This window comes from Romboutsia weinsteinii (assembly GCF_002250835.2).
GTDB lineage: Bacteria > Bacillota > Clostridia > Peptostreptococcales > Peptostreptococcaceae > Romboutsia_A > Romboutsia_A weinsteinii.
The window spans coordinates 43,899-56,920 of record NZ_NOJY02000003.1; the positions used below are offsets into that span (position 1 = coordinate 43,899).

The 13,022-nt window shown below is 31.5% G+C and carries 10 protein-coding genes; all 10 read right to left on the bottom strand.

All coding sequences use genetic code 11. The features are described from left to right. Positions 1–80: 80 nt before the first annotated feature. Entirely contained in the window at positions 81–1,343 is a 1,263-nt protein-coding gene (hisS, locus tag CHL78_RS02245) for a histidine--tRNA ligase (RefSeq protein WP_094368624.1), read from the bottom strand. Beyond that, the gene (hemZ, locus tag CHL78_RS02250; protein ID WP_094368625.1) at positions 1,333–2,805 is read right to left on the bottom strand and encodes a coproporphyrinogen dehydrogenase HemZ; all 1,473 of its coding nucleotides are present in this window, start codon (positions 2,803–2,805) and stop codon (positions 1,333–1,335) included. Before hemZ ends, hisS begins: the two co-directional genes overlap by 11 nt. Before the next feature lie 70 nt (positions 2,806–2,875). After that, positions 2,876–3,490, bottom strand: a complete 615-nt coding sequence (locus CHL78_RS02255) for an MBL fold metallo-hydrolase (protein ID WP_094368626.1) — start codon at positions 3,488–3,490, stop codon at positions 2,876–2,878. Between the two features lie 12 nt (positions 3,491–3,502). Then, entirely contained in the window at positions 3,503–3,952 is a 450-nt protein-coding gene (gene dtd / locus CHL78_RS02260) for a D-aminoacyl-tRNA deacylase (RefSeq protein WP_094368627.1), read from the bottom strand. Positions 3,953–3,961: 9 nt separating this feature from the next. Continuing rightward, the gene (locus tag CHL78_RS02265) at positions 3,962–6,172 is read right to left on the bottom strand and encodes a RelA/SpoT family protein (protein ID WP_094368628.1); all 2,211 of its coding nucleotides are present in this window, start codon (positions 6,170–6,172) and stop codon (positions 3,962–3,964) included. A 74-nt stretch (positions 6,173–6,246) separates the two neighbouring features. Next, positions 6,247–6,759, bottom strand: a complete 513-nt coding sequence (locus tag CHL78_RS02270) for an adenine phosphoribosyltransferase (RefSeq protein WP_094368629.1) — start codon at positions 6,757–6,759, stop codon at positions 6,247–6,249. Positions 6,760–6,771: 12 nt separating this feature from the next. Next, positions 6,772–9,240: a single-stranded-DNA-specific exonuclease RecJ gene (gene recJ / locus CHL78_RS02275; protein WP_094368630.1), complete on the bottom strand. Its 2,469-nt coding sequence runs from the start codon at positions 9,238–9,240 to the stop codon at positions 6,772–6,774. 11 nt (positions 9,241–9,251) lie between these two features. After that, positions 9,252–10,916, bottom strand: coding sequence for an ABC1 kinase family protein (locus tag CHL78_RS02280; RefSeq protein ID WP_094368631.1), 1,665 nt, complete (start codon positions 10,914–10,916; stop codon positions 9,252–9,254). 132 nt (positions 10,917–11,048) lie between these two features. Continuing rightward, positions 11,049–11,549 carry a gamma carbonic anhydrase family protein gene (locus CHL78_RS02285; RefSeq protein ID WP_094368632.1) on the bottom strand — a complete coding sequence of 167 codons (501 nt, stop codon included), beginning with the start codon at positions 11,547–11,549 and terminating at the stop codon, positions 11,049–11,051. A gap of 3 nt (positions 11,550–11,552) precedes the next feature. After that, entirely contained in the window at positions 11,553–12,926 is a 1,374-nt protein-coding gene (gene scfB, locus CHL78_RS02290; protein ID WP_094368633.1) for a thioether cross-link-forming SCIFF peptide maturase, read from the bottom strand. Positions 12,927–13,022 lie beyond the last annotated feature (96 nt).

Here is a 13,022-nt window from a genome sequence, read left to right on the forward strand (position 1 = left end):
ATAGACCCTCCATTTATGTTTATTTTACTAGATACCCCACTCTCGTGAAACACGAGGGAGGGGCCTATTTTGGTATAATTTTATAATCTTTTCTTTAATTCATCTACTAATTCACTTAATTTCACTGTAGTTTGTTCTGATGCTCTCATATCCTTAAGTGTTACACTATCATTGTTAAGCTCATCTTCACCTATTACTACTGTAAACTTAGCATTTATTTTATCAGAGTATTTGAATTGTGCCTTCATACTTCTGTCTAAGTGGTCATTATCAGCACTTATATGATTATATCTTAATTCCTTAAGTAATTTAAAGCTTTTTGTTTTAGCATGGTCACCTATTGTAGCTATAAATATATCTGTAGACTTAGGGTTTTCGATTTCTATATCATTATTTTCAAGAGTTAATAATAATCTTTCAGCCCCAATAGCAAACCCTATACCACTTACTCCTTTAGGTCCACCTAATTGCTCAACTAATCCATCGTATCTTCCTCCACCACATACTGTGCTTTGGCTTCCGATATCATTAGATATTATCTCAAAAGCAGTCTTCTTGTAGTAATCAAGTCCTCTAACTATAGATTTATCAACTACAAAATTTACATCCATCTCTGTTAAGTACTCTTTTAATTTTTCAAAGTGAGTACTACAGTCATCACATATATGATCTATCATATAAGGTATATCTGTTAAGTTTTCCTGACAAGTAGGATTTTTACAGTCTATTACTCTCATAGGATTTTTATCTTTTCTATCTAAACAAGTCTCACATAGTACATCTACTTTTGCATCAAGATATTCTTTTAATTTAGCATTGTACTCTGCTCTACAAGTTGGACATCCAACAGAGTTTATACTTACTGCTAAATCCTTAAGACCTACTTCATTGAAGAATTGTATAGAAAGCGCTATTACTTCTGCATCTATAGAAGGATTGTCACTTCCTAATGCTTCTAAACCAAATTGGTTAAATTGTCTTTGTCTACCTGCTTGTGGTCTTTCATATCTGAAGCAAGGTGTTATATAGAATAACTTTGTAGGTTGAGTATCTGCATATAGTTTATTTTCTATAAATGCTCTAACTACACCAGCAGTGCCTTCTGGCTTAAGAGTTATATCTCTTTCACCTTTATCCTTAAAAGAATACATTTCTTTTTGTACTATATCAGTAGTGTCTCCAACACTTCTTTTAAATAATTCTGTATGCTCAAATACTGGAGTTCTCATTTCTTCGTATCCGTATAATGCACATATATCTCTAAATTTCTTTTCAACATAATTCCATTTGTAAGCATCTTTTGGAGTTATGTCCTTAGTTCCTCTAGGAGCCTTAGTTAACATTTTTATATACCTCCTCTTTCTTTCTCTCTATCATTTCATCTACTCTATCTATATATTGTTCAACATTTTTTACGTTGTCTACTCTTTCAATTCTATCTTCATCAACATATACAAATTTAGAAATAGCACCAGCACCTAATGCATAGTTACTTTGCTTTTCTTCCATTATTTGCATATTATAGATACACTCATATCCTTCTTTAGCATAGCCTATATTTTCTAAGTTTCCAAGCATTTGCTTTTGACGATATAAGTAGTATGGGTTAAGTCCCATTTCACCAGCATATTTCATTGATAAATCTATCATTTTTACCATTTCTTCAAACTGTGTAAGTTCGTAATCGTCCATCTTTTCCTTTAGCTTAGAAGCTCTCTTTATAGCTAAGGTATGAACTGTTAAGCTTTCTGGACTCAACTTTTTAATTTCCTCTAAAGTATGTCTAACCATCTCTAGGTTTTCACCCTCTAGACCTAAGATAACGTCCATGTTTATATTGTCAAATCCTATTTCTCTAGCTAAGTTAAATGATTCAACTATCTCAGAAACGCTATGACCTCTTCCTATTTTTTGTAGGGTTTCATCGTTCATAGTTTGAGGATTTATACTTATTCTAGTTACATCGTTGGCCTTTAAGCATTCAAGTATTTCTCTATTTATAGTATCAGGTCTACCTGCTTCTACTGTAAATTCTTTGATTTTACTTAAGTCTAACTCTTTAAATAAGGCTTTGATTAATGTATCCATCTCTTTAGCATCAAGTGTAGTTGGAGTACCTCCACCGATGTACAGTGTTTCTATTTCTTTATTAGTTTCTTTAAGTAATATAGCTAACCCCTTAATCTCTTCAATTAATTTAGACACATATTCTTTCTTTAAATGTCCAAATTGCTTTATAGGGTTTGCAGGGAATGAGCAGTAATAACATCTTGTTGGACAAAATGGTATACTTACATAAAGAGAAATTTTATTTTTATCTATAGGATAAATAAATGATCTTTCTCTCTTTGCTATACTAAGTGATAAATCTATTTTTTCATCGCTTATTAAATAATTTGTCTTAAGATTAGCTCTTATAGCTTCATCATCTAACCCCTTATCTAATAAATTATGAACTATCTTTACAGGTCTTATCCCTGTTAGAATCCCCCAAGGAACGTATGAGTTGAAGTGTCTCATAAGTACCTTGAACATACTTCTTTTTATCATTTCCTTAGTAGCCTTTTTTATTTCTTGCTCATTTAAATTGCTTATATTAATATTTTCCACACAATCAAATCTTACATCGTAGTTTTCAGTATACTCAGTTTTTGATATTAAAGTGTCTTTGTGAGATATAAGAGTGTTTGTTATACATCTTCCAAAGTTCTTTCTTTCTTCAAAATTAAATTGAGTAGTAAATAATTTTAATAGCTCTGCAACTTCGTATTTAAAATCATGTCCTTTTAAAATTACACTTATCATTTTAACTACTCCTTTATAATCGTATTATCCATGCATATTACTACTTAGATGTCATATAATACATTCTTAGTTACATATATGGGTTACTTCTTTTTTCTATACCTAAAGTAGTACTAGGTCCGTGACCTGGATGTACCTTTACGTTATCTTCATATCTCGCAAGCTTCTTAAGTGACTTATCTATTTGCTTGTAATCTCCGCTGTATAAGTCAGTTCTTCCCATACTTCCTGCAAATAAAGTATCTCCAGTAAACATATCGTCAGCTACTCTTATACACATTCCACCCTTAGTATGTCCTGGTGTGTGGATAAAGCTTACTCTTAACTCACCTAAGTTCATTTTTTCTTTATCTTGTACGTATATGTCCGCATCAAATTCTTGTCTTCCACAACGCATTGTTGTACTTAAGTTTTTTCTTCCATCTAGTAATATTTCTGCTTCATCAGCATGAGCTATTATTTGAGCATTAGTTTTTTCCTTAAGTCTTTTTACATTTGCTATATGGTCTCCGTGTCCATGTGTTAATATTATATATTCTATATTTAAATTGTGCTTGTTTGCAGCTCTTAATATATCATTAACATCTGCTCCAGGGTCTATAACTGCACATTTTTTAGTTTTTGTATCACCTAATAAATATGTATTTTCTCCAAAGTATGTATCAACTACTTTTTCTATTATCATAATTCTTCCCCCTTAGAAATTTTTTGATGAATCTAATAATATAGTAACTGGGCCATCATTAGTTAGGTCAACCATCATATGCGCTCCAAACTCACCTGTTCCAACAGTTACGCCTTGCCCTCTTGCCTTTTTTACAAACTCTTCATATAAAGGATTTGCAAGGGATGGTCTAGCCGCACTTGAAAAACTAGGTCTTCTACCTTTTCTAGCATCGCCATAAAGAGTAAATTGAGAAACAGCTAAAAGCTCCCCTCCTACATCTTTTAAAGACAAGTTCATCTTATCATTTTCATCTTCAAAGATTCTTAAATTTAGTACTTTATCTATAATATAATCAACATCATTGCTTGTATCTTCGTGAGTTACCCCTAGTAAAACAAGTAGTCCTTTACTTATTTCACCTGTTGTCTTTCCATCTACTGTAACTCTAGAAGAAGAAACTCTCTGTACTACTGCTCTCATAAAATCCTCCTAGTTTACAACTCTATATATTTCCTCAACACCTGGTATTGATTTTAACTTCTTCATTAAGATATTTAACTCTTCTATGTCATTAACTTCTACAAGTAAATTTACACTTACTACGCTATCTTTGTTCTTTCTAGCATTAATTCCATTTAAACCAATCTTATCAACTGCAACTATATGTGTTATTTCACTTATGATACCTTTTCTATCTACACACTTGATTTGAACTTCAGCCTCAAACTTGCCTTTCGTAGATATTGCCCAAGATACTTCTACTATTCTGTTTCTTAGGTTATCCCCTTTTGGCGTTGCATTTGGACAGTCTTCTCTGTGTATTGCTACACCTCTTCCCTTAGTAATATATCCTATTATATTATCTCCTGGAAGCGGATTACAGCATTTTGCAAATCTAACTAATATATTATCAAGACCTCTTACAATTATACCTTGTGATACGTTTTTCTTTCTCTTTTTTTTGTATTCTGCATCACTTAAATTATGTTTAGTATTTAGCTCTTCAGATTGATTTTGTTCTTTTTGAGTCTTCTTAACTTCCTTTTCATAGAAATCTCTAATCTTAGGTGTAACTTGAGATGCCATTATTCCACCATATCCAATAGTAGCAATTAAATCTTCTACACTTGGTTGGTTAAACTTTTTAGCGATTTGAATCATGTATTTTTCTATAGATGTATCTTTTCTTGGTAATCTATACTTTTTAAATTCTTGATCTAGTATCGCATTACCACGTTCTATATTTTCTTCTCTTCTTTCCTTTTTGAACCATTGTCTAATTCTACTTTTAGCATTTGGTGTTTTAACTATACTTAACCAGTCTCTACTTGGTCCATTAGAATTTGAAGAAGTAATTATTTCTACTATATTTCCATTTTGAAGCTTATAATCAATCGGAACTATCCTTCCATCAATTTTGGCTCCAACACATTTGTTACCTACATTAGTATGAACTCTGTATGCAAAGTCAACTGTCGTAGCGCCTGCTGGCATCTCTACAACATCTCCCTTTGGTGTAAATACATATACCTGGCTATTAAATACATCTTCTTTAAGTGCATCTAAAAACTCTTGTGGGTCTTTTAAATCTTTCTCCCACTCCATCATTTGTCTTAACCATTGAAGCTTATCTTCTACTTTTACTTCTTTTCCAGTAGACATACCTTCTTTGTATTTCCAGTGTGCAGCAATACCGTACTCTGCAATATTGTGCATCTCCTCAGTTCTAATTTGTATCTCTACAGGTTCTCCATCAGGACCTATTACAGTCGTATGAAGAGATTGATACATATTAGGCTTTGGCATTGCTATATAATCCTTAAATCTTCCTGGAATTGGTTTCCATAAAGTATGAACCATACCAAGTACAGCATAGCAATCCTTTACTGTATCTACAATTATTCTTATTGCCGTTAAATCATAGATTTCCTCAAAGTCTTTATGCTTGTTTTGCATCTTGCTATAAATACTATAAAAATGCTTAGGTCTTCCATAAACATCACAATCTATACTTACATCTTCAATCTTACCTTTAAGTAGATTAACGATATTTTCGATATAATCTTCTCTTTGGCTTCTCTTCATAGCAACCTTATCAACTAAATCATAGTAACCTTCTGGATCTATATATCTTAATGCTAAATCCTCAAGCTCCCATTTAATCATCGATATACCTAATCTATGAGCTATGCCTCCATAAATTTCAAGAGTCTCCTTTGCCTTTGAGCGTGCCTTTTCTGGTGGCATAAACTTTAAGGTTCTCATGTTGTGTAATCTATCAGCAAGTTTTATAAGTATAACTCTTATATCCTTAGCCATTGCTAAAAACATCTTTCTTAAATTTTCAGCTTGTGTTTCTTCCTTTGATTGATACTTAATTTGCCCTAATTTTGTTACTCCATCAACTAAGTCCGCTACATCTTTCCCAAACTCGTTTTGAATGTCCTCATATGAATATTCTGTGTCTTCCACAACATCGTGTAATAAGCCTGCAACTATTGTCTCTAAATCTAATTCCATATCAGCTAAAATATATGAAACAGCTACAGGATGAATAAAGTAAGGTTCCCCGGATTTTCTAAATTGTCCATCATGCGCATTTTGTGCAAAGTAATAAGCTTTTTCCACTAGGCTTACATCTGTATTTGGAGCGTAAGCTCTTATTTTATTTATTAGTTCTTGCAGTTGATTATCTTGCATAATACCACCTATTTTAAGTAAGAAATTTAATATATATGAAAATAGTTGGCGTTATACCAACTATTGTAAAAGTACTAGTATTTTATAAGAGAATTTACATCGTATTTAGATATTTTTTCTCTACCATTTAAGTCTTCTAGCTCTATTAAAAATTGCATAGAAACTACTTCTCCACCTAGCTTTTCTATAAGCTTAGCAGCTGCTATCATAGTCCCTCCTGTTGCCAGTAAGTCATCTACTATTGCAACTCTTTGCCCTGGCTTTATAGCATCTGTATGGATTTGTAATGTATCAGTTCCATACTCTAATCCATAATCATAACTTTCAGTTTCAAAAGGTAATTTTCCTGGTTTTCTAACTGGAACAAACCCTACACCCATTGCATAAGCTACCGGTGTTCCCATTAAGAAACCTCTAGCTTCTGGTCCTACTATTATATCAACATTTTTATCTTTTAAATCTTCTACTATTAAATCTACAGAGTGCTTGAACGCTTCTCCATCTTGAAGTAGTGTTGTTATATCTTTAAAACTTATACCTGGTTTTGGGAAATCTGGTATTTCTCTTATTACTTTTTTTAAATCCATGGGGAACTCCTCCTAATAACTTTTTGAGTATTCATTCTTTAATTGCTTTAGATTATTAAGTATCATGCTTTCGTTTAAGTCTAACTTTTTATCCGGCTTTGGTAATAAACTTATTAATATAGAATTATTTTCATCATTGAAACTAAAATCAAGTAGTAATAATTCTCTAAATACATTAATTATAGTAAATAGCTTTAGAGGTATCATATTAAATACCTTTTTTATATCTACTATATTTAGCTCAATTTCTTTTTTCATTAAAAGATTTTTATAAACATATATAAATTCTTCTCTATCTGGAACTATATTTGTCATCACATTATTTAAATACAATAAATCTAATTCAGTATAATACTTTATAATAGAAGCTTCGTCGTCTTTATTTTCATATAAGTACGAATATTCTCCTTTATTATATAAATAATCATAAAGAATAATATTATTATATCTTTTTAAGTCTATTTTATCAACATTAGGAGAAAATATAAGTTGAACTTTGTCAATATTTTTCTCTATTATATTATAATTCACTTCAAATTCCTCTTCTACAAGAGAAATATCTGATATAGCTCTATAAAAACCATTTATAGTGTTTGCTATTACCAATGTATTCTTTCCTATATACTCAAAGATATTGATATTTTTATCTCCTTCAAATATATTATCTCTTGTATTTTCAAGTGAACTCTCGTCAAATATAGTATATAAATTCAAGGCATCTTTTGGAACTATCTTAGAAAATAATTTTAGAGATAACTCATCAGTACTTGCGCTTTTAGGGTGAGCTAACCTCATATCCTTAAGTAAAAATTGTACCTTCTTATTTCCCATATAATTATTCTCATCTATCTGAAACAGCACATCTACTTTATCATTTACATTATACCCTTCTTTTAGGTATCCCATATTAAAGCCTATGCATTCATAAGTTTTCTCTTTTTCTATAGTAAACTTTAGATGCTGTTGTGTTTTTCCTATTTTACGTATATCTCTAAGTGTAGCATCTCTAAGTATAAACCTAGGACTTGGATTTGCAAGACCAAATGGCTCTAATTGATGAAGTTCGTCTACAAGATTAAGACTTATTGCACCCTCAGCTATCTCATACTCGACTTTCACATTTTCAATCAAATCCTCTTCAGTCAAGCTATAGTCTGCAAATTTATTTACCTCATTGGCTAAAATATCTACATTAGTTGCATCTAATGCAAGCCCTGCTGCTTGTTCATGTCCTCCAAACTTATTCATAAGATGTTTACATTTAACAAGTGCATCAAATATACTAAACCCTTTTATAGACCTAGCAGATCCAGTGGCTTCGCCATCTTCGATAGTTAAAAGTATTGTTGGCTTATAATATTTCTCTGTAAGCTTAGAAGCAACTATTCCAATTACTCCATGCTGCCAACCCTCTTTTGCTATTACTAATACCTTATCCGTGTTGTATCTTTCATTTTGCTGGATAATCTCTTCTGCTTCATGATACATTTTAGATTCTATCATTTGTCTTTCGTTGTTCTTCTCTTCTAGTAAGTTTGCTATTTCACTAGCTTCTTCTTTTGATTTAGTAGTGAAAAGCTCTACTCCTAAATAAGAATGTCCAAGTCTTCCAGAAGCATTTATCCTAGGTCCTATTGCAAACCCTATATGAGATGAACCTATTTTTTCAGTGTCTACACCACAGACCTTAATAAGCTCTCTTAAACCTAAATTTTTGCCTTCTTTCATGGTTTTTAACCCATTTTTTACAATAATTCTATTTTCGTCTATAAGAGGCACAATATCACAAATAGTCGCAAGCGTTACTATTTCTAAATAATCATACATACTAGTCTTAAATTCTTCTTCTGGTGTAAGTGCTTGTATTATTTTAAAAGCTACTCCACAACCACAAAGCATATCAAATGGATAATGACAGTCATCTTGCTTAGGATTTATTACTGCATAAGCCTCTGGTATCTCACTTTGGCATTCATGATGGTCTGTAATTATTACATCAATACCTAGCTCATTAGCTATTTCTACTTCTTTTACAGATGTTATTCCACAGTCCACACTTATAAGAATATCACAACCTTGTTCATGTATTAATCTTATTGCTTCTTCATTGATTCCATAGCCTTCCTCTAATCTATTTGGTATATAGTATTTAGCAGGATAGTCTATCGAATCAAAATATATACATAAAATAGATGTTGAAGATACACCATCTACATCGTAATCTCCATATATCCATATTTTTTCATTATTTTTTATAGCTCTCTGTATTCTATCGACAGCTTTTTTCATGTCTTTCATTAAAAATGGGTCTCTAAGGTACTCTAGAGATGGATTCATAAATATTTCCGAATCTTTTTCACTATTTATTCCCCTATTTTTCAATATCTGACTAATTTCCGGGGAAATTTTAAGTTTCTTGCTTAATTCATTTTCTTCTACATTTCCCGTATGTTTTAGTGTCCATTTCTTATTAAATATCAAACTACTCACCTCTATTTCTTCTTGTACTCATTTCTAAATGTCTTTATAAGTAATAAAATTCCTATAATAAATGATATAAAGAATCCTGTTCCAGCCATAATGCCTATCCATATATTGCTACCTATGCTTGGAGAAGCTATAATTAATGAAGATCCTACAATCATTGCTGCTAGTACTAAACTAAGAGACAATTGTGTAGATACATCAGATACAAGTTCCTCTAATCTCGGAAGTTTTACTTCCTCTATATTAAGTCTTATATTGTTTTTTTCTATCTGTCTTAATATAACCCTTAATTGCTTTGGTAATGTCTTAAGATCCATCATTGTATTTTCTATAGTGTTCTTTGATGCTTGAAATATTCTTTCTGGATTTAACTCATTTATATAGTAATATTTTACAAATTCTGCTCCTATAGCTGATGCTGAAAAATCTGGGTTTAATTCTCTAGCTGTTCCCTCTAAAGTTATGATCGTTTTAGCTAATGTAGCTAATTGGTTTGGCATAACTATCTTATGTCTTCTAAAGAATCTAAATAATTCATTTAGTATTGCCGCGATGCTTATCTTCTCTAAAGGAACGTCGTAATAATAGTGTATTAAATACATCATATCACTTCTAAGACTTTCCACATCTACATTACTTTCTATAGCATCTATTTCCATAAGTAGATGAATTATTTTATCTACATTTTTTTCAACTACAGCAAGTGCCATTTTATTCAGTATACTTAATGTTTTTTTATCAATTATTCCAATCATCCCAAAATCTATATAAGATATAGACCTATTGCTTGTTACAAATATATTTCCTGGATGAGGATCTGCGTGGAAAAATCCATTTTCAAATACCTGCTTAAATAAAGACCTTACTCCTATTTGACCAATTTCGTTAGTATCCCATCCTAATTTCTTTATATACTCAGTGTCACTTAGCTTTACTCCAATTATCTTTTCCATTACTAAGACTCTCTGTGTCGTATACTCTAGATGTATCTCTGGTATATAAACTTCTTTACTGTCTTTAAATATTTTTCTAAACTTTATTGCATTTATTGCCTCAAAATTATAATCTAATTCTCTTATTAACTGGGTCTGAAATTCTTCTATTATCTTACCTAAATCTATCTCTATATCTTTGTTAAGATCACTTATTGCAGTAGCTGCATTCTGTAGTATATCTAAATCTGACTTTATCGTTTCTTCTATATTAGGTCTTTGTATCTTTACTATTACATCTTCACCAGTTTTAAGTGTAGCTTCATAGACTTGTCCAATCGATGCTGCCGCTAAAGGTCTATCATTAAAGTCCTCAAACACTTCATCTACACTCAATCCTAATTCATTAATAAAGATAGTCTTAGCTATATCTGTGCTAAATTCTTCTACATTATCTCTAAGCTTTGCTAGTTCATCAATTATCTCTTGATCTAATAAATCAGTTCTAGTACTTAATATCTGCCCTAGTTTTACATATGTAGGTCCTAATTCTTCAAAGACTCTTCTAATCTTTTCTCCAGTAGACATATTTTTTATTTCTTCTGAAGGATTTGTCATAGGTATTTTATAAGCTACACCTTCTATATTTAGTTTTTCTATTAAATAGCTAAACCCATATTTAACAAGAACACGGACTATCTCTCTGTATCTTTTTAAGTTTTTATAGCTTATTCTCATAATCGTTCACTCCAATAGTTGAGATTAAAATTCGCTACGCTCATTCGCCAACGCAGTTGCTCCACAATTTGCTACGCTAATTATTTATTTAATCTGAAAAGGGGCAATATAATATATCGCCCCTTTAATTGTTTATTTATGATTATTTGCAGTTTCTATGTAATTCATAGCTGATTTAGTTAAACTTTTCTTTTCTTCTTCAGTAAGATCTCTTATTACCTTAGCAGGTGATCCCATTACAAGCACTCCAGAAGGTATCTTCTTTCCTGGTGGTACAAGACTTCCAGCTCCTACAAGAGTAAACTCTCCTATCTCAGCTCCATCTAATACTATAGCACCCATACCTATTAATGTATTATCACCTATTGTGCAACCATGTACTAAGGCCTTATGACCTATAGTAACATTATTACCAATTATTGTTTCTTTATCCCAACCAATATGAACAACTGAACCATCTTGTATATTGGTATTTGCTCCAATAGTTATAGATTGTTCATCTCCTCTTACAGTTGTGTTGTACCATATACTTGAGTTCTTTCCTATAGTTACTTTTCCTATTATATCAGCACTTTCTGCTACGAAAACAGATTCATCAATTTTAGGTTCTATTCCTTGGTACCCCTTAATCATGTTTTATTCTCCTTCAATCATCTTCTTTGCTTGGATCATTATAGAACATTCAGTACGTTTCTTTTGCATCTCACAACCTAATTCATAAGGCTTCATTACATCATTATTGAAGTTAGTTGCATTTGCATGACATCCACCTGAACAGTAGAACTTATTCCAACATTTTTTACATTCTTCTTTGCTGTATACGTGAGCACGTCTAAATGTATCAGTTATTTCTTCTGGTATTACTACCTCTTCATCCATTATATTAGCCAATTTGAATTCTTCATTCCCAACAAATTGGTGACATGGATATATATCTCCCTCTGGAGTTATTGCAAGATACTCATTACCTGCTCCACATCCAGTTATTCTCTTTATTACACATGGTCCTTGATTTAAATCTACTATAAAGTGGAAGAATTTAAAGTCATCACCTTTTACTTGCATGTCAGCATACTCTACTGCTAACTTTTCGTATTCTTCAAATACTTTTGGCATATCTTCTTCTCTAAGAGCGTATGGATTTGATTCATCTCCTACTACTGGCTCTATTGAAGTAAGTTTAAATCCTTCATTTGCAAAATGCATAACATCCTTAGCAAAGTCTAGGTTATCTCTTGTAAATGTTCCTCTAATATAATAATACTTATCCTTAGGTCTAGTTTCTACAAGTTTTTTAAATTTAGGTAAAATTATGTCGTGACTTCCTTTATCATTTAAAGTTGGTCTCATATTATCATTTACTTCTTTTCTACCATCTAAACTTAATACTGCATTATGCATGTGTTCATTTATGTACTCTATCTTTTCATCATCTAATAATATTCCATTTGTAGTTATTGTAAATCTTATTACTTTTCCGTTCTCTTTTTCTACACTTCTACCGTACTCAACAAGTTGCTTAACTACATCAAAGTTCATTAGAGGCTCTCCACCGAAGAAATCTATCTCTAAGTTTCTTCTGTTTCCAGAGTTAGCTATTAAGTAATCTATAGCCTTTTTACCAACTTCAAAGCTCATCATTTCTTTAGCTCCACCGAAGTCTCCTTGTGCAGCAAAGCAGTATTTACATTTTAAGTTACAGTCGTGAGCAACGTGTAAGCACATAGCTTTTACAACTTTCTTTCTATTTACAAAACTTGGATGCTCTTCATAAGTATCTTCTGTATAAAGAAGACCTTCCTTTTCTAAGTTTTCCATTTCTTCGTAAGCTTCGTTGATTTGCTCTACAGTATACTCATTTTTAAGTATCTCTACTATTTCTTCTTTAGTATTTTCCGTGTAAAAATCTAATACTTTATAAGCAACATCGTCTACAACGTGCACAGACCCTCCATTTACATCTAATGCTATATTATAACCGTTCATTGAAAATTTATGTATCATACCCATAATCTGCCTCCTAAGTTTTATTTTTAACTTAATCTATAATCAATATACTCACAGTGAATATATTTAAATGCCAATCTTCATTATATATCCTATGCC

Coding starts and splice junctions, on each gene's coding strand:
- CHL78_RS02285 (WP_094368632.1), bottom strand. CDS start 11,549: ATGATTAAGGGGTACCAAGGAATAGAACCTAAAATTGATGAATCTGTT.
- CHL78_RS02265 (WP_094368628.1), bottom strand. CDS start 6,172: ATGCAAGATAATCAACTGCAAGAACTAATAAATAAAATAAGAGCTTAC.
- scfB (WP_094368633.1), bottom strand. CDS start 12,926: ATGGGTATGATACATAAATTTTCAATGAACGGTTATAATATAGCATTA.
- CHL78_RS02255 (WP_094368626.1), bottom strand. CDS start 3,490: ATGATAATAGAAAAAGTAGTTGATACATACTTTGGAGAAAATACATAT.
- dtd (WP_094368627.1), bottom strand. CDS start 3,952: ATGAGAGCAGTAGTACAGAGAGTTTCTTCTTCTAGAGTTACAGTAGAT.
- CHL78_RS02270 (WP_094368629.1), bottom strand. CDS start 6,759: ATGGATTTAAAAAAAGTAATAAGAGAAATACCAGATTTCCCAAAACCA.
- hemZ (WP_094368625.1), bottom strand. CDS start 2,805: ATGATAAGTGTAATTTTAAAAGGACATGATTTTAAATACGAAGTTGCA.
- hisS (WP_094368624.1), bottom strand. CDS start 1,343: ATGTTAACTAAGGCTCCTAGAGGAACTAAGGACATAACTCCAAAAGAT.
- CHL78_RS02280 (WP_094368631.1), bottom strand. CDS start 10,916: ATGAGAATAAGCTATAAAAACTTAAAAAGATACAGAGAGATAGTCCGT.